Annotated in this window: 15 protein-coding genes; 13 read left to right on the forward strand and 2 right to left on the reverse strand. The window is 40.5% G+C overall.

Features of this window, described 5'->3' with window-relative positions; all coding sequences use genetic code 11:
* Positions 1 to 4: 4 nt before the first annotated feature.
* Positions 5 to 688: a class I SAM-dependent methyltransferase gene (locus tag IPJ16_06515; GenBank protein MBK7626841.1), complete on the reverse strand. Its 684-nt coding sequence runs from the start codon at positions 686 to 688 to the stop codon at positions 5 to 7.
* Between the two features lie 197 nt (positions 689 to 885).
* On the opposite strand from IPJ16_06515, the gene IPJ16_06520 reads away from it, so the two are divergent.
* The 13 genes from IPJ16_06520 (at position 886) to IPJ16_06580 (ending at position 17,157) form a co-directional block, all read left to right on the forward strand.
* A complete protein-coding gene (locus IPJ16_06520; protein MBK7626842.1) occupies positions 886 to 1,320 on the forward strand; it encodes a TerB family tellurite resistance protein in 435 nt (144 codons plus the stop codon).
* Positions 1,321 to 1,498: 178 nt separating this feature from the next.
* A complete protein-coding gene (locus tag IPJ16_06525) occupies positions 1,499 to 1,954 on the forward strand; it encodes a MarR family transcriptional regulator (GenBank protein MBK7626843.1) in 456 nt (151 codons plus the stop codon).
* A gap of 16 nt (positions 1,955 to 1,970) precedes the next feature.
* The gene (locus IPJ16_06530; protein ID MBK7626844.1) at positions 1,971 to 3,320 is read left to right on the forward strand and encodes a TolC family protein; all 1,350 of its coding nucleotides are present in this window, start codon (positions 1,971 to 1,973) and stop codon (positions 3,318 to 3,320) included.
* Between the two features lie 12 nt (positions 3,321 to 3,332).
* Positions 3,333 to 4,364 carry an efflux RND transporter periplasmic adaptor subunit gene (locus IPJ16_06535; protein ID MBK7626845.1) on the forward strand — a complete coding sequence of 344 codons (1,032 nt, stop codon included), beginning with the start codon at positions 3,333 to 3,335 and terminating at the stop codon, positions 4,362 to 4,364.
* Positions 4,365 to 4,479: 115 nt separating this feature from the next.
* Positions 4,480 to 7,521 carry an efflux RND transporter permease subunit gene (locus IPJ16_06540; protein MBK7626846.1) on the forward strand — a complete coding sequence of 1,014 codons (3,042 nt, stop codon included), beginning with the start codon at positions 4,480 to 4,482 and terminating at the stop codon, positions 7,519 to 7,521.
* Positions 7,522 to 7,660: 139 nt separating this feature from the next.
* Positions 7,661 to 9,229 carry a M20/M25/M40 family metallo-hydrolase gene (locus IPJ16_06545; protein ID MBK7626847.1) on the forward strand — a complete coding sequence of 523 codons (1,569 nt, stop codon included), beginning with the start codon at positions 7,661 to 7,663 and terminating at the stop codon, positions 9,227 to 9,229.
* A 241-nt stretch (positions 9,230 to 9,470) separates the two neighbouring features.
* Positions 9,471 to 9,815 (forward strand): helix-turn-helix transcriptional regulator, encoded by a 345-nt coding sequence (locus IPJ16_06550; protein MBK7626848.1) that lies wholly within the window; start codon positions 9,471 to 9,473, stop codon positions 9,813 to 9,815.
* Positions 9,808 to 11,241, forward strand: coding sequence for a hypothetical protein (locus IPJ16_06555; protein MBK7626849.1), 1,434 nt, complete (start codon positions 9,808 to 9,810; stop codon positions 11,239 to 11,241). The genes IPJ16_06550 and IPJ16_06555 overlap by 8 nt, the downstream gene beginning before the upstream one ends.
* Positions 11,242 to 11,265: 24 nt before the next feature.
* Positions 11,266 to 12,207 (forward strand): hypothetical protein, encoded by a 942-nt coding sequence (locus IPJ16_06560; GenBank protein MBK7626850.1) that lies wholly within the window; start codon positions 11,266 to 11,268, stop codon positions 12,205 to 12,207.
* A 212-nt stretch (positions 12,208 to 12,419) separates the two neighbouring features.
* The gene (locus IPJ16_06565) at positions 12,420 to 12,932 is read left to right on the forward strand and encodes an OmpA family protein (protein MBK7626851.1); all 513 of its coding nucleotides are present in this window, start codon (positions 12,420 to 12,422) and stop codon (positions 12,930 to 12,932) included.
* A gap of 1 nt (position 12,933) precedes the next feature.
* Complete coding sequence (locus IPJ16_06570; protein MBK7626852.1) at positions 12,934 to 13,245, forward strand: hypothetical protein; 312 nt, start codon at positions 12,934 to 12,936, stop codon at positions 13,243 to 13,245.
* Between the two features lie 246 nt (positions 13,246 to 13,491).
* A complete protein-coding gene (locus IPJ16_06575) occupies positions 13,492 to 14,253 on the forward strand; it encodes a creatininase family protein (protein MBK7626853.1) in 762 nt (253 codons plus the stop codon).
* Between the two features lie 21 nt (positions 14,254 to 14,274).
* Entirely contained in the window at positions 14,275 to 17,157 is a 2,883-nt protein-coding gene (locus IPJ16_06580) for a beta-glycosidase (protein ID MBK7626854.1), read from the forward strand.
* A gap of 157 nt (positions 17,158 to 17,314) precedes the next feature.
* Here IPJ16_06580 and IPJ16_06585 read toward each other — a convergent pair whose 3' ends face one another.
* Positions 17,315 to 18,214: a DUF1080 domain-containing protein gene (locus IPJ16_06585; protein ID MBK7626855.1), complete on the reverse strand. Its 900-nt coding sequence runs from the start codon at positions 18,212 to 18,214 to the stop codon at positions 17,315 to 17,317.
* Between the last annotated feature and the right edge of the window lie 150 nt (positions 18,215 to 18,364).

An 18,364-nucleotide genomic window follows, 5' to 3' on the forward strand; every position in this document is an offset into this window, starting at 1 on the left:
GGATTTATTTGTCAGCTCTCTTATAGCTTATTGCCAAACCCCCACCTGTTGAATTAACAGTAGTTTCGTAGTTTTTCAGGCTCTTTACATATTCAAGATAGCTGCCCTGACCCTGATCGCCACCTCTGCCCCCGCGTCCTCCGGCACTTCTGTCATATACATTGTGTGAGGTAAAACAACCTCCGGTCTTTAGCTTGGGATCGAGATCAATAAAGTAGTTTTTGTACCAGTCTTTATCGGCATCACTGAATACAAAATCAAATGGTCCCTTTAGTTCTTTAACAATTGTATGAGCATCTCCATTACGGGCATCAATATACTCAGATAATCCAGCCTGTTTAAAGTTTTCAAGTGCGGTTTTATGTCTGCCCTCATCGAGCTCAATAGTAATTAGTTTGCCGCCTGTTTTAGCGAGAGCCCAGGCAATATATATACCTGAGTGACCTGTTGAGGTGCCAATTTCAAGAGCACTTTTGTAGTTACCTTTTGTAATTAAATCATAAAGTAACTGGCCATCTGATGTTGGAATATTCAAATCGTGCCATTGTCCGGCATGATCAGCAAGAAACTTTTTTACTTTAGCATCAAGGGCAGGATTCTCCTTTAAAGATTGGGAAGAAAGGTATCCGGGTATCAATAATAGAGTCATTAAAACCAGAATAAGAACGGAGTTTTTTGATTGCTTCATTTTACTTTTTGTTTTAAATGAAATTATCTGTTTAATTATATGACAAGTTTTGTTTAAGTTTTATTCCCTGAGGACAGGAAATGATTTTTTGCCTTTCAGAAAAACAATTTATTTTGTAACTTGTTCTTGAATTAAGACTGTGAAACAGAAGGTTCAGGTGTTAATTAAATAACAGAATATTAAATACATATAAAAATATGAATTTTTCAGACTTTATAACTCATCATGGTAAAAGGGTAAATAAGGAGCATTATATTCACCTTATTCAGGTTTCAAAAAGTGACGGTAAAATTGACCCGGAGGAACTTGCTATCCTGCATAAGGAAGGGAAAAGATTCGGACTTACCGATCCTGAGATTGATAAACTGATTGAGAATGAAGGTCATCATCATTATCATGCCCCGTACAGCCTTGATGAAAAATTTGAACATCTCTATAGTGTTGCTGAGATGATCCTTGCAGATGATGTCGTTACCGAAGGGGAGAAGAAGATCCTGAAAAGGTTTGCTATTGAAGCAGGATTCAGCGATAAAGCAATTGACAATCTGCTTGACATTCTTTTTGATGGAATCAGGAAGGATGAATCAGAAGAAGTATTGCTTAATAAATTCAGGAAGAATATGTTCGGGTAGAGATAGACCTGCTTTTCTTTTAGTTATCATTCAAATCCATATCATAAACAACCCTCGACGGGTCGATCAGCTTCTATACGAGAAATCCCTCTCATCCCTGATTATGAGATTTTCATCATTTTTATTTGTTTAGCATCTAAACTATTTATACTTTTGTTTAGTATCTAAACAAAAATCTATGAAAAGTGAACTTCAGACATTAATAGACCTCTTTCTCAAAATCCTCCACCTTTATTCTGTAATAGGAAGAAAACCGAAAAATTACGGGACTGGTGATTTGTTGTATATAGCAGAATTACACACGATTACAATGGTCGGCAATAATCATGAAATTAATATGACCAAACTCGCGGATATTATGGGAGTGACCAGAGGTGCAATATCCCAGACAATAAGAAAACTGGTAAGTAAGAACCTCATTATTAAATCAAATCTGACAAACAGGAAGGAGATCAACCTAAAGCTCTCTGAAAAAGGAATGATTGTCTATAAAGCTCAGGAGTCATTTCAGAAGGAGATATTCACCTTCGCAGGATCTCTTTATGAGCAGGCCAGTGCGGAAGACAGAGATCTTGTACGCAGGTTATTTATTGCTATAAGCAGTAATATGGAGGAGAGGGTAAAAGCACTTTAAACAAACCATTTTTGCCATGAAATTGAAATTCATTTTGTTATTACTTATGGTATCTTCTTTAATGAGCGGTCAGGAGGTACTGAATGAGTATATAAAGTATGGAATTGAGAATAACCTTGCCCTGCAACAGAAACAGGCTGGTTATCAGAAAAGCATTGAAGCACTGAAGGAAGCAAAGGGCCTGTTCTATCCCAATATATCATTCAATGCCAGGTACTCAGTATCAGAAGGTGGCCGGGTTATAGACTTCCCTATCGGCGATCTTCTTAACCCTGTCTATTCAACTCTGAATACACTTACAGCCTCAACTATGTTTCCTCTGGTCGAAAATCAGCAGATACAGTTTCTCCGACCATATGAGCATGAAACAAAACTTCGGCTGATCCAGCCTGTGATTAATCCGGATATCTATTACAATTCAAAAATCAAAAAGGAACTTACGCTATTCGAAGAACAGGATGTGAATCAGTATAAAAGGGAACTGATTGCCGAGATAAAAAAAGCATATTATAATGCTTCTATGGCACAGGGGGTATTTGATATGCTCACTGAAACAAGAAAGCTCCTGACTGAAAATGTTAGAGTGAATAAGAGGCTTATTGAAAATGATAAAGTAACTCCTGATTATCTCTATCGCTCAGAGACTGAGTTAAGTAAGTTTGATCAGGAGTTGCAGAATGCTGATAATAACAAAAAAATATCTTTTGCATACTTCAACTTTCTTCTTAATAAACCTCTTACTGACAGCATAATAATTCTTCAGCCTGATAAATACCCTTCCCTTGCAGATTTTACTGTTGATTATGCAGAATCTGCAGCGGCTAACAGGGAGGAGCTCAGTAAGCTTAAAAGCTACAGCAACATTTCTGATCTCCAGTACCAAATGAATGTATCAGGGAAGCTTCCCGATATGTTTATCGCTGTTGATTACGGATTTCAGGGGACGAAATACAGGTTTAACATGGACAATGATTATCTGCAGGCCTCAGCGATTCTGACATGGAACCTCTTCTCCGGTTTTCAGAACAAAGCCAAAATCAGTCAGTCTGTCTATGAAAAGGAAATGATTTCCACGAAACTTGAAGAAGTATCACGGCAGATAGAATTGCAGGTTATTAATACAATGAATGAATTGCTCACTGCTGAAAAAGGGATCCTGGCCGCAGAGCAGCAGCTGAAAAATGCACGAGAAGGTTTCCGCCTTGTTAAAAGAAAATATGAAGAAGGCAATTCAAGCCTGATAGAATTCATAGATGCCCGTACCACATTTACTCAGGCAGAGGAGAACCTTATAATATCAAAGTTCAGATACCTCTCTTCGTTTGCCGAATTTGAAAAAGTAACTGTAATTAATAAACCAGAATAATACTCTCCAAAAATGAGAACCAGGATTTTACTTTTTACAATATTGATAGCTGTCTCTGCAGGCTGTAAAACCCGCGAGACTAAAGTTCCTCCTGATGAGGCTGTTCTTGTCAGGGTTGCCCCGGTAACAACAGGGCATATCACTATTCCTGTTCATTCAACAGGGACACTTGTTTCGAGTGATGAGCTTAAACTCTCTTTTAAAACGGGAGGAATTATTGCCGGGATCTATGTAAAGGAAGGAGAACATGTCAAAAATGGTGATCTGCTAGCTTCACTCAACCTCTCTGAGATAAGTGCAACAGCTGAACAGGTAAAAAATGGTTACGAAAAGGCTTTGAGAGACTATAAAAGAGCTGAAAATCTGTACCGCGATACTGTAGTTACCCTGGAGCAGAAACAAAACGCTCTTACAGCACTTAATGTTGCACAATCTGCCTATGAGATAGTGAAATTCAATCTTGCCCACTCAAAAATTTTTGCACCTGATAACGGAATTATTCTCAGGAAATTAGCAAAGCAGAATGAACTGATAGCAGCCGGATACCCGGTATTTGTTTTTGGCAGTTCTGGTAAACAATGGAAAGTGGAATCGGGCATCTCCGATAAGGATATAGTTAAGGTGAATCCCGGCGATTCAGCATCTGTTTCATTTGATGCATGGCCGGGTGTGAAATTCCCTGCAGTTGTTGATCAGGCAGGTGAAATCTCTAATCCTTACACCGGAACTTATAAAACCGAATTGCTGCTTAATTCTACCGGCTACAGACTTGCTTCGGGATTTGTTGCAGCTGTTGATATTTATCCTTTTTCGGGCAAATCTTATACCTTAATTCCAATAGGATCAGTTGTTGAGGCAGATGGAAAATATGGTAATATTTACTACGTAACAGACTCAATGTCAGTAACTAAAATCAAAATTGAAATTGAAACTCTTTCTGGTTCACAGGCTGCTGTAAAGGGTATTCCTGAAGGTGTAACAGAGGTTGTATCTGAAGGGGCAGCCTATCTGAAAGACGGAGTAAAAGTAAAAGTTATAGATTGACACACGAACATAAATCGACGCACGGCTCACGACGCAGGGCACAGGGAAGAACACCGGTTAATTCTTCCGTGTGTCGAGTGTCGTTCGTCGTGCACCCTTTTAAAAATCTGGAATGATGAAAATTACAGAATTAGCAGTAAAGAATTATCAGTTTACAATAGTTGTATTTCTTCTTCTGATTGCTTTGGGAGTTTACTCATTTCTAAAGATACCCCAGGCTGAGGATCCGGAGTTTCCAATCTCGATTTTCCCGGTAATTGCAATATATCCGGGAGCATCTCCGTCAGATATTGAGCAGCTTGTTGTTGATAAAATTGAAGAGAGCCTCAATGAACTTGAGGATATCCTGTCAATAAAGTCGGAGATTAAGGATGGAGTTGCAATTATTGTTATTGAGTTCACATCTGATACTGATCCTGACAAGAAGTATGATGAGATTCTCAGACAGATCAATTCAATAAGATCTTCGCTTCCAACAGATCTTTATAGTCTGGAGACATTAAAAATCCAGGCAGGAAATACCAATATAATTCAGAGCGCCCTGGTATCAGAATCAGCATCGTGGTCTGAGCTCAGAAAATACTCTGAAGAACTCAGGGATAAAATCTCAGCTGTTCCGGGTGTAAGGAAAGCCGACGCTATGGCCTATCCCGATCAGGAGGTGAGGGTCGCAATCGATCTTCCGAGATTATCACATCTTAAATTAACAGTTAGTCAGGTTATAGGGGCAATACAAAGTGAAAACATGAATATTCCGGGTGGCAGCATAGAGGCCGGACCGAAAAAATTCAATGTTGTTACAAGCGGCAATTATAAGTCGATTGAAGAGATTCGAAGGACTATCGTTGGAGCAGCAATGGGGCAGGTTATCTATCTTAAAGATGTGGCTGAGGTGAGCTGGAAAGATGCAGATACAAGATATACAGGTCGTTATAATGGCACACCTGCGGTTTTCATCCTGGCAAACCTCAAGAAGAACCAGAATATTCATATGGTACGGAACAGCATTTATGAGATCTACGATTCATTTGAAAAGAAATTACCCTCAGGCATACGACTCGAACGAGGATTCGATCAGTCGCAGAATGTTAAGAATAAGCTGGGCAGGCTGGGAAAGGACTTTCTTTTTGCCTTTCTTCTGGTACTTATTACTCTATTGCCCCTGGGTTTAAGGGCATCGGGAACAGTCATGATTTCAATACCACTCTCCCTTCTTTTCGGACTAACCGGGTTATATCTTGTAGGATTCAGCATCAATCAGTTAAGCATAGTGGGTGCTGTAATTGCCCTTGGACTTCTTGTTGATGATTCAATAGTAGTTGTTGAGAATATCTCGCGATGGGTCAGGGGAGGCACTCCTCCTTTTCAGGCAGCTATTAAAGCCACAAGTCAGATAGGACCAGCTGTTATTGGATGTACAGCGACGCTTATACTCGCATTTCTTCCTCTTATGTTTCTGCCTGGGATGGCAGGTATGTATATGAGGGTTTTACCTACAGCTGTTACTTTCATTGTTATTGGTTCACTGCTTGTTGCATTGACTATTATTCCGTTTATAACAAGCCTTGTCTTTAAAAAAGAAGTTGATCCAAGGGGCAATGCAGTTCTGAGAGGCATGAATAAAGGAATTGATTTCACATACGGCCGGGCACTGCAATGGTCGCTGAAAAGGCCGGTAATGACAGTCTCAATAGCCGCAATACTTTTCTTTTCATCTCTCCTTCTCATCAACGTGATCGGATTCAGTCTTTTTCCCAAAGCCGGCATACCTCAGTTCCTGATATCTGTTGAGACACCCCGCGGAAGTAATATTCGTGAGACTGATAAAGCTGTAAGATATGTTGAATCAGTTCTCGCATCGAGGCCTGATATAAAATTCTATATGTCGAATATCGGGAAGGGGAACCCTATGATATACTACAACTCTTTCCAGAAAAGTGAACAGGCTACTATTGGTGAGGTGCTTTGTGAACTGAAGCCTGAGTATCTGAAGGGAATTGAGAAAATTGTTGATGAGCTGCGGGATACATTAAGCAATTATGTTAATGCCAGGATTTATGTGAATGAGTTTGAGAACGGAAAACCGATTGGTGCACCGATAGAGCTTAGACTTGTAGGAAATAATCTTGATTCCATTAAACGTTGGTCAGCAAAAATTGAAGATGTTATAAGAGATAATGAGGCCTCGGTTTACGTTAAAAATCCTCTAAGCCAGTCACTTACTGACCTGAAGGTAAACATTAACACCGAAAAGGCGGGGATGTTTGGTATTCCTACAGCAGAAATTGACAGGACAATCAGGTTAGGCCTGTCAGGAATCACTGCCGGAAAATTCAGGGATGAAAGTGGTGAAGAGTATTCTATAAATGTCAGACTGCCAAAGGATGAAGCTAATACCCCTGAAGCCTTTGATGATATATATATTGCATCACTCTCAGGAGAACAGATCCCGTTATCACAGCTTGCCTCTACGGAGTTTGAGAATTCACCAACTCTCATTCAGCATTACAACAGTGAACGTTCTATTACTGTATCGGCTTCTGTCAGATCGGGTTACAATACCGATAAGGTTACAAAGGAAATACTTGCAAAAGTTGAAGAACTTGAACTTCCCGATGGATTTTCAGTTATTCCGGCCGGTGAACTTGAGAGCAGGAAGAGTAGTTTTGAAGGGATCGGAACGGCGATACTTGTTGCCGTTTTCGGGATTTTCGCAATTCTTATATTAGAGTTTAAGACATTTAAAAGTACACTCATTGTACTTTCTGTTATACCTCTCGGCATTATAGGCGGATTATTAATGCTCTGGGCTACCGGCTATACCCTTTCCTTTGCTGCTGCGATCGGTTTTGTAGCACTGATTGGTATCGAGATAAAGAATTCGATTTTGCTTGTCGATTTTACCAATCAGCTCCGGCAGCAGGGCACCTCGCTCGATGAAGCAATTATAAAGGCAGGTGAAATAAGATTTCTTCCGGTGTTGCTCACAACACTTACTGCGATAGGAGGATTGATGCCAATTGCACTTAGTAATTCCAATCTTTATTCTCCCCTGGCATATGTTATTATAGGCGGACTGATCACTTCTACTCTTCTGGCAAGACTTGTAACTCCGGTGATGTACAAGATAATACCACCGGAAATAAAACAGGTTTAAGAACACATTTATTCAACTTTGTTTTTATTTGAAAATTATTAGCTTGCCATTATAATAGTTAATTCCACTCCGTAAGTTCAAAAAATGAAAAAAAACTTTTTGGAACAGAGTACATAATCCTAATCCATTTTTAAATCATATGAAAAAATCACTCCTTCTCACTTTTGCTATTCTGGTTATTTCAGGTATTTCCTTATTTGCACAGGACAAAGTAATTAAGTCAATTATACAACTTGGTCAGACCGATAATCAGACCATGAATCATCTCGATGTTATTTCGAACCGTTTTGGAGGGAGGCTTATCGGGTCGGATGCTTATGAAAATGCAGGATTGTGGTGTGCTTCCCAGTTTAAGAAGTGGGGAATGGAAGTTGAGATGGATGAGGCAGGCACATTACCTGTTGGTTTTAACCGCGGCCCATGGTTTGGCAGGATGCTCAGTGAGAACGGTATGGACCTTCATTTCGCAACACCCTCTTATACATCAGGCACTAAAGGAGTTCAGAGAGGTCATGTTTTGATTGAACCAAAAACACAAGCCGAATTTGACCGCATGAAAGGAGTACTGAAGGGAGCATGGGTTCTTATTTCGGGGACAAATAACGGATGGCCTGTTGACTATTCTGTAAAAGGCGATTCCCTTAGAGCTAAAATAATAGCTGAAAATGAAGAGATTGCAAAGACAAACCGTGAAATAGCTGCTGAAAACAGAAGGAATCCTGACAAGGAACAGAAGCCGATGCTTCCGGTAAAAGATGAACCGGCATTGTTTTATAAGCAGATGCGCGAGGCAGGGATTCTTGGAATCATTCAGTCTTCAACAGTTCCAATACGTGCTTTATACGACAGGAAAAATGTTGAGAAGATGACATTCGAAACACTTCCCTCAACACCCGATATAAAACTTGATGAACACCAGTATGCGATTATAGAACAGATGGTTAAGGAGAGAAGATATTTTCTGCTTGAGTTTGACATCCGTAACCATTTCAAGATGGGTCCGGTGAAATATCATAACATAATTGGTATAATCAGAGGGACAAAATATCCCGATGAATATGTAATGATGGGTGGTCACCTCGATGCTTTTGATGTTGCTACCGGGGGCGTTGACGATGGTTCCGGAATTACACCTGCAATGGAAGCTGCCCGGCTCATTATGGCTGCCGGAGGAAAGCCAAAAAGAACAATCCTGGTTTGCCTCTGGGCTGGTGAAGAGTTTGGACTCTGGGGCTCAAAAAACTGGGTCGAGGATAACAAAATGAAACTCGGTAAGATCTCAAACTATTTCAACCGCGACGGGGGTCCGACAGTTGCCAGCAGCCTTACTGTTCCTGAAGCAATGTATGAGGATTTCGAAAAGATCTGCGAGCCGCTGAACACAATTAATCCTGACTTCCCTTTTACCTTAACTAAGAGAACCACTCCGGCCGGACCAAAGCCGACAAGTGCGGGAGGATCTGACCATGCATATTTTGCTATGAACGGAGTACCGACCTTGAGTTTCGGAGCTCCTGATTCAAAGGGATATGACTTCAACTATCAGGAGATCTGGCACACTGAGCGTGATACATATAATAAAAGTATTCCTGAATACCAGAACCATACATCGGTTGTTACTGCTGTTGTTGTATACGGACTGGCAAATCTCGATCATTTATTATCAAGAGAGGGACTCTATGTTGATGAGTCCAAATCTGCAAAATAGACCTACAGAGAGACTATTAGGATCCTGCTCATTCCATAAGATCCCTCACTATCGTTCAATCCCGAGCGTTTAAGCCACCGAAGCTTCAGCGAAGGTGGCATGCGAGGGATCTCCGGGGCTGAGCAAGATCTTTTCGATATTATTCGCCCCCCTTCCAGAAAAATATTTCAAAAAAAATTGCATTTTAATTTAAGAATGTTTTATATTTGCAATATATAAGACAATTAAATATATAAGAATCATGATATCAACAGAATTATTAAAAGGATCTTTAAAGACAATAGTACTTAAAGTACTTGAAGAGAACGGGCGCATGTACGGTTACGAAATAACCCGCAAGGTTGAAGAGATCACCGGCGGAAAGATAATTCTTACCTACGGAGCACTTTATCCCGTACTTCATAAACTTGAAGACGAGGGGGTTCTGGTAACAGAATCGGAAAATTTCAATAACCGGATCCGCATCTACTATAAGCTGACACCCTCAGGGAAATCGGTTGTGGCTGAGAAAATTGAAGAGATGAGTGAGTTTCTGGAGACTTTAAGAAAGATAGTCGAACCACAACCCAAACTGAAAAATGGCTGAACTTAATCTTTATCATATTGATCAGATTACCAGCGATGTAAAGATGCAGGAGATTGGGTTTTCCCATCTCTTTCACGACCTGGTAGATCATATCTGTTGCGATGTCGAATATCACATGCAGCAGGGGATGAGCTTCGATGAGGCATATAATATGGTAAAGTCAAAAATAGGATTCAGGGGACTAAAAAGGATTCAGGAGGATACATTATATGTTGTTGATTCTAAATACAGATATATGAAAAAACTTATGAAAATCTCCGGTGTTGCCGGAACTGTTATGTTAGGTATTGCAGTAATCTTTAAGATTTCTCACTGGCCTTTGGCAGGAATGTTTCTGACTCTCGGGGCAATAATTCTGTCTTTCTTATTTCTTCCATCAGCTCTGACAGTTCTATGGAAAGAAACAAAAAACCAGAAGAAACTGATCCTGTTTATTGCTGCATTTATCGCAGGAGTAGCTTTCATTATTGGTATGCTTTTAAAAATACAGCATTGGCCCGGGGCAGCTATAATGGTTACACTGGGTTTAGTGACAGGGATTTTTATATTCATACCGTCTCTTCTCAGCCAGTTGTTTGCCGATAAAGAGAAAAAGCATAAAAGGCCATTGTATTTGGCGGGTGCTTTCTCTCTGGTGCTCTATGGCGCAGGTTTCTGGTTCCGTTTAATGCACTGGCCAATGGCAGGATTGTTTATAGTAACCGGCTCATTTGCACTTATTTGCATTGTCCTGCCTATATTTACATGGATACAGTGGAAAGAAGAGAAGCATGTTAATGCAAGATTTATTTTCATGGTTGTTGCGCCTCTGCTGTTCATCCTTCCCGGCGCCCTGGTAAACCTTAATCTTGAGCGTAACTATGAAGGAGGATTTTATTTACGTCTGGAAAAACAGGAAGCTCTGATCAATCTGCAGAAAGCGGGTAATTTAAAGATCCTGTCGTTATACGAAGACTCAGTGGATTTTCAAAAGATGCAGGCAGTTCATACTGCAGCAGAGAACCTGTTGGGGACCATAAACCTTATTCAGCATAATATGGTAACCGTTTCAGAAGTATCTGCAGGTACACCTGACCAGGCTCTGCTTTCTCTGAAAGGACCGAAAATTAACACAACTGTTAATTATGGTGATCTTAAAAAGCCGTTTCATCCATCACCATCATCATTCATGCTCCTGCCAGGCTGCCCGGCGAGGACAATACTTGAAAATGAAGTTTCAGGTTATGAGAAAATACTCACAGATCTGCTAGGTAACGATTGGACCAAAAAACAATCTACTCTATTGAATGTCTCTTCCTTCCTGCCTGAAGGAGTCGCTGAATTCAGGAATCTGGCTTTAGCGCCCGATCTTAACCGGTTATCCATTCTGGAAAGCGGGATACTTCTCACCGAAGCCGCGGCTCTTAAAGAGATCTCAGTAAAATAGTAAGAATAATTAAATCAATTTGTTATGAAACAAAAAATATATATTCTCGGACTCATCTCAGCAATGATTCTTGTAGCAGGAGCAATGTTCAAAGTAAACCACTGGCCAGCTGCAGGCATTCTGATTACGATTGGTACATTTCTTCTGGCGTTTCTGTTTCTTCCGTCTGCACTAATTAATCACTTTGAAGCACACGGGACACCTCAAAACAGACTTTTGTATATAGTAACATATGCAACTTTATTAATAGTATTCACATCAATGCTTTTTAAAATAATGCACTGGCCATATGCAGGGTATATTCTTTTTATTGCTATTCCCTTTCCTTTTGTAGTATTCCTGCCTGTCTGGCTCTATGTAACATCCGGAATTAAAAACTTCGATATAAATAACACTGTTTTCGTACTCTTCCTTCTTGCCCTGCAGGCAGTTTTCTCAGCTCTTCTTTCACTTAATGTAACAAGGGAGAAGATCAATAACAGTCTCGAGTTTTCAAAAAGCCTGTACTCATTAAACTACAACATTGAAAAGAGCCGGGCCAGCGAAGGCAAATCATCTGTTGATATCTCGGCTGATGAGGTGATAAAAAACATTGAAGAGTGCAGACAGTTGCTATACTCCAGAACTGGAATTACAAGGGAGGGACTGCAGACAGGTACAGGAGTTGACATATTCATGGATTCACGGAACATTGCATTACAAACTCTTCTCCTCCCGGGGGAGCCATCTCCGGGTACAAAGCTTGAAAAATCAGTCAGGAATTACATAAGTGAAATTAATAAGATCCCGGGATGCAAGGATTTGTCTGAACAGGCAGGCAATCTGTTTTATCTGAATGAAGTTGAGGAAGAGAGCACCTGGGCAGAGATGATGTTTGCAGATGACTACCTTTCCTGGATTATTGTGAACCTCGATGCAATGGAAAATGTTGTAAGGGTTATTCAGAGTGGTATTCTGAATAAGTAATAAAAGGGCATATCTACCTCAAAACATGCAGAGCATAATCAGAAACTACAAGGATAAATACATGTATTACAGCTCTTTGTGACCTTTGCGATTTCCTTTGTGCCCTTTGTGGTTAATGGATTTCATTTTTTTGAACTACTTGTACCCAGTTTCCGGAATATTTACTAACTTGTAGTGACAATAACCTGATTATTAACCAAACAAGTTAGAAAATGAGAATCCTGATTACCGGAACTGTCCTGTTTGTGATCTGGGCCTTCTTTTCAGCATGGCTGTATAATGATGTTCTGTTGCCCGTGATTAACAAGCCTGTTGCAGTACAAACTATTCCTGTGCCACCCGATCCGGTGGCTGATTCCCTGGCAAAGATCATTGCATCAATGCCCAAACCAATCATGATCTATTTTGAATTTGACAAGACGAAATTCAAAACAGATCCGCAAATCGAAAGCAGAATTTCTGAGTTCAAAGAATGGCTCGGAAAGTATCCGGGCTCCCTCTTATCTGTAACCGGACATGCAGATATTGTAGGCACTTCTGAATATAATCAGGATCTTGCTTTCCAGAGAGCTCAGGCTGTTGTCAAATACCTTGAAGAACAGGGTGTGTTAACAGACAGAATAACTACCTTATCAAAAGGAGAGACAGAATCTGCAGATGATTATATCACTCCCGAGGGAAGGGCAAAAAACAGAAATACAGTAATATCAATTAAAATGAAATAAAATGACACAACTATTTATACAACTCGCACAATCTGTAACAGGAGCAGTTATGACAATCGTTGGATTGCTTCTTGTTGCAGCTATAATAGGATATTTTACAGCATGGCTGTTTGCCAAATCAAAATATACTCCAATCATCAAAGGACTGGAAGCAGACAAAGCGGCATTGCAAAAGGAAGTGGCAGACTTGAAAGATGATGTGTCAAAACTGAAAGGGGAGGCTGTTAAATTAAATGAAAAGATAGCGGGCCTCGAAAAAGATCTTGCTGCAAAAGACAAGGAGATTAAAGAGCTGACCAAGCCCAAAAAATAAATTTCAGTTTTCTTAACCCTTCCCCCATTCCCTTCCCTTAAGCAGTAAGGGAAGGGGAGTAATGCGTTTAAATACAATACACCCTCCTCAAAGAACACAAAGTAACCCAATACATTAATGTTCTTTGTGACCTTTGTGTATCCCGATAGCTATCGAGACCTTTGTGACCTTAGTGGTTAATGGATTTCCCTTTGTTGTTAAAGGATTTTTTTCCCATTTTTACAATTGAATCAACACTTGTAAAAAATGAGACCATATATATTGGCTGAATCAACCTGGAAAACGGTTAAAGATCAGAAGATTGACCTTGCTATCCTTCCATGGGGAGCTACTGAAGCCCATAATTACCACCTGCCTTTCGCTACTGACAACATAATGGTTGAGAAAATCGCAGCTGAATCAGCCCGGATTGCATGGGAGAAGGGCGCCAGACCCGTTGTATTACCAGCTATTCCATTTGGTGTTAATACAGGACAGATGGATATCAGGATCAATATCAACCTGAACCCGTCAACACAGATGGCTATACTTAATGACATTACAGATGTCCTGAATCGTCATGGTGTTTATAAATTTCTGATCCTGAACGGTCATGGAGGAAATGATTTTAAGCAGATGATAAGGGAACTTGGATTGAGATATCCCAAAATGTTTATCTGTGGCTGCAACTGGTTCCAGTCATTTAAAACCGCCGATTTTTTTGAGAATAGCGGCGGTCATGCCGATGAGATGGAGACAAGCATGATGCAATATCTTGTTCCTGAACTTGTGCTCCCACTTAGTGAAGCCGGAGAAGGGAAGGGTAAGAAATTCAGAATTAAAGCATTGAATGAGAATTGGGCATGGGCTGAACGCAGATGGACCCAGGTTACATCTGATACAGGTATCGGCAATCCTTTCAGTGCAACTCCTGAAAAAGGGGAGAAGTGTTACAATGAGGTGATCAACAAAATAGGCACTCTGATACTCGATCTGTCAAAAACCGACATAAATAATTTGTACGAATAATATTCTTAATCAATTATTATAATGAGGAAGTCCATACTTTTCATTGTTATTATATTAACAGCTCTTTTTGCTTGCAAGGAAGAACCGTTTGTAACAACCAGGGAAACAATTTCCCTTGAAGGAGACTGGAAGTTTGCCCTCGACTCTGCCGGAGCAGGGATCTCAGAAAAATGGTATACACAGACCCTGTCCGACCTGGTAACTCTTCCGGGAACCCTCGACGAAAACGCCAAAGGGATCCCGAATAAAAACAGGCAGGAAACTATGAGACTTTCGCGTGAGCTGATGTATGCAGGAATGGCCTGGTACCAGAAGGAAGTTACAATTCCTGATAACTGGAATGGTCAATATATCAGCCTGATAATGGAGAGAACCAAACCCTCCACAGTATGGATTGACACAGTAAAAGCCGGTTCCTGTCAGAACCTTCTCACTCCTCATAATTATGACCTTACAAAACTCCTTACTCCCGGGAATCATATAATTACAGTTCTGGTAAACAACAGCAATAATGCCGTTCCGCGGGGAATTACGGGATCGCATGCATGGACTGAACATACACAGAGCAACTGGAATGGTATAATAGGCAGATTCTGCCTCGAAGCTAAAAATCCGGCTCATATTGAGAATATTAAGATTTATCCCGACGTTGAGAACAGGAATATTCTTGTCAGGCTGAAGATTAATAACCCGGACGGAACAGCTGACGGTATGAAATTGGTGCTTAATGCGGAAGCCTGGAATACCCGTAAAAAACACACTGTCCGTTCCAGATCATTCCCGGTTACCCTTAAAGAGGGAGAAAATTCTGTTGAATTGACTTATAAAATGGGGAATAAGTTCCAGTTATGGAGTGAGTTTAATCCGGTACTATATAAACTGTCAGTATCTCTGAAGTCTGAAAATGTGCTTGACAGCGATACTGCTGATTTTGGAATGCGTAAGTTTTCAACGGTGGGTACCCAGTTTGCAATTAATGGTACCAAAACATTCCTCCGCGGAAAACACGATGGCTGCGTCTTTCCTCTCACAGGTCATCCCCCGATGGATGTAGACAGCTGGATAAAAGTCTTCAGGATCGCTAAGTCATACAACATCAATTTCTACAGGTTCCACTCCTGGACACCCCCTCTTGCAGCATTTCAGGCTGCAGATATCGAGGGGATCTATATGCAGCCCGAATTACCATTCTGGGGCTCATTCAGCAAGACCAGAAATACTGATCTTAACGAATTTCTTCTTAAAGAGGGTGAGAATATCCTTGAAGAATATGGTAACCACGCCTCATTTGTGATGTTTGCACTTGGAAACGAACTTAACGGTGACATTGATGTGATGAGGGATTTTGTGGCGCACTACAGGTCGGTTGATAACCGTCCTTTGATGTCTTTCGGTACAAATAATTATCTTGGTTTCAGAGGACAGGTTGATGGTGAGGATTTTTTCGCCGGCTGCCGTGTCGGAGCTGACACAGATACAACTTACAGTACACATACACGTGCATCATTTTCATTTGCAGATGCTTACGACGGAGGCTATCTGAATGGAAGATATCCTTCAACCAGTCTTGATTATTCCGGTGCAATATCAAAATGTACTATTCCTGTTCTGGGAACAGAAGTCGGCCAGTACCAGATTTATCCGAATTATGATGAGATTAATAAATACACCGGTGTAATGAAACCCTGGAACTTTGAAGTTTTCAGAGAGCGTCTGAAAGAAAATAACCTTACAGATCAGGCTATGTCTTTTTTCAGGGCTTCAGGAGCCTCAAGTGCTATATGCTACAAAGCGGATATTGAGATGGCTCTGAGGACACCGGGCTTCGGGGGTTTCCACCTGCTCGATCTTCAGGATTTTCCCGGACAGGGGACTGCCCTGATAGGGCTTCTTGATGCGTTCATGGATAGTAAAGGGATAATTACCGCCGAGCAGTTCAGCCAGTTTTGTAACAAGGTTGTACCTCTTGTTATAATGGATAAGTATTGCTGGACAAACAACGAAAAGTACAATGGGAAGATAAGGGTTGCCAACTATTCGGAAGCAACTTTGAAAAATCAGAAAGTTAGATGGGAACTCCTGAAGGCCTCCGGAGAAAAAGTTGATGAGGGACTTGCAGAAGCTGACTTTGAAAAGGGAGGACTGACTGATGTTATAACTCTGAATTCTGACCTTTCAAAAGTTGAAAAAGCGGAGAAACTTACACTTAATGTATCACTTGAAGGAACAAATTATAAAAACAGCTATCCTGTATGGGTTTATCCTGCAGATCTCGACAGGAAAATTCCTGAAAGTATACTCGTTTCCGAGAAGCTTGATAAGGCAACACTCGCCAGTCTGGTTGCAGGCGAGACAGTATTGTTGTTTCCTGATTTTGATGATGTTACCGACCTTACTGTTGGCGGTTTGTATATTCCGGATTACTGGAACTGGAGGATGTTTAAAGGGATCTCGGAATCGAATAAGAAGCCGGTTTCTCCCGGGACAATGTCTATCTTAACAGATCCTCTGCATCCATTATTAAGCGACTTTCCAACTGAATTTTATACTAACTGGCAATGGTGGCCGATAGTGAAAAACAGTCGCCCGTTCATTCTCGATAATACTCCAAAAAATTATCGTCCTCTGGTACAGGTGGTTGATAATGTTGAAAGGAATCATAAACTGGGTCTGATCTTCGAATTTGCTGTTGGTAAGGGGAAACTGCTAGTTTGTATGTCGGATCTCAAAAAGATTCAGGATAAACCTGAAGGCCGGCAACTGTATCACAGCATCGTAAAATACATGACATCTGATAAATTCAATCCGGCTCAGAAGCTTACTCAACAGGAACTTACTTCATTATTCAGCACGAAAGTCACAGCTAAGAATATTACTGGAGTAAAGAATATTTCATATAATTAAGTTTTTCTCCCCTTTTTTGCCCCCCAACCCCCCTAAAGGGGGGCTAATGTCAATACACATATCAGAATTACAATATATTACGAAATTGTTCCCCCTTTAGGGGGATGTCCCGCCTTAGCGGGACAGGGGGCATTTATGCACAGAGAACCACAGAGTGTTATTTTTTGTAGATACAGGTTGAATTATCAGCCTTTATAAAGTAAGGCTTGTAGTTTTTAGCTTTTTTATCCATACAGCCAACCAGATTAAGCAATTCAATATTCTTAAAATCAACCGGATGGCTTTCTGCCTGTAGTGCAATATAACCTTCAGTTAGAGTTGAACCCTCTTTTGAGATCCAGATCTGTTTATCGGTAATTCCGTTACTGTCCCATTCTGTTGCTTCGCGGGCTTTGGTAATGAAACCGCCGCCTATCTGTGGTTTTTGAAAAGTAAGTACAGTGTCTCCGTTTATAAGGAATGTCATTGATTCATCGCCCATAACAATAGCCTCCCCATGTACCCACTGGTCGCCATCATATGTTTTAGAAGTCGAATTGATGCAATGTGTATAATCGGTTTTTCCCTTCAGTTCAACTGCAGTTCCCGGAGTACAAACATTAGCTGTAGTCCTTGGTCCTTTACCCAGTCCGCCCAGAAGCTGCAGCTCAATCGACACTGGGAAAGTCTGGTTTGGATTATTGCTCGCAGCCGATTGGGAATGCAGCATAATGCCGCTGTTACGTACATTCCAGGTAGCTCCGCCTTTTAACTGTTCTCCGGTGAATCGGTAATCATACCGAAGTTTATAATATGAATACGGATTCTTATAGTACATATGTCCGAAAGAATTATTGAATTCGGTATACTTGTCATACATAATCCTTATCATTCCATCCTCAACCCTGAAAGTCTCATTGTAGTTATAATTTACAGGATGCCCGGTAATCTTTATGTCCCAGCCGGTAAGATCTTTTCCGTTAAACAGGGGAATCCACTCCTCGGATTTATCCTGTGCATCAGCGTTTGTTAGTGCAAGGAGTGAAAAAAGGACAGGGAAAATAAGCAGTTTTTTCATATGGAAAGGTCTTAATTATTTATAAAACAACTATAAATCTGTAAACATGAATCTGAGGATGAAGATAGTAAATGAAAATTTGTTTTATATATTTGATTTTATAACTTTATAAACCTATAAACCAGAGTAGTTTATTAATTAACTCAACCT

The organism is Bacteroidales bacterium (assembly GCA_016709865.1).
Classification (GTDB): domain Bacteria; phylum Bacteroidota; class Bacteroidia; order Bacteroidales; family VadinHA17; genus LD21.